The sequence below is a fragment of the Adlercreutzia rubneri genome (assembly GCF_009755265.1).
Classification (GTDB): Bacteria; Actinomycetota; Coriobacteriia; order Coriobacteriales; family Eggerthellaceae; genus Adlercreutzia; species Adlercreutzia rubneri.
In genome coordinates this window covers 1-520 of the sequence record NZ_WPOO01000071.1, presented here as the reverse complement: position 1 = coordinate 520, position 520 = coordinate 1, and the positions used below count along the sequence as shown (strand labels likewise).

General features: G+C 67.3%; 1 protein-coding gene. It reads right to left on the bottom strand.

What is annotated here, in order from left to right; genetic code table 11:
• Positions 1 to 520 (bottom strand): MFS transporter (locus GO707_RS11940; protein WP_157013099.1); only part of this gene is annotated, 520 nt, incomplete at both ends.

The following is a 520-nucleotide window of genomic DNA, read 5'->3' as shown; positions in this document are numbered from 1 at the left end:
CAGGTACACGGTCAGTCCCAGCGCAATGCATACGAGGCCGTCCGCCACGAAAAACGCTGCTACGCCCATAGCTTCGGCGGCCACGCCGCCGATGGCGATGCCCACGGGGGAGGCCAGTCCCATGGCGGCCATGGCCAGGCCCAGCGCGCGGCCCGTCTTCTCCTCGGGCACGTTGCGCTGGATGAGCGTGATCAGCGGTCCGTTGAACCAGGAGCATGCCAGCGCCATGACGGCGCACAACGCAACGAACGCCCAGAACATGGTGGGGGCGAGGAATCCGCACGCCGTGGTGGTGACACCCACGATGAGGGAGGCCACCGCGATGAGTCCGGCCAGGCGCTTGCCGCCGCCCCAGGCCATGAGCACGATGGATCCCGCGATCATCCCTACGCCGAACGCGGCTTCCACGACGGACGCCATGTAGCCGTCGCCGCCGAAGTGATCGTACGTCATAAGCGGGAAGATGGCGCCCAGCGGGGCGAACGCCATCATGCCGATGGTGATGCCGGCGATGAGGATG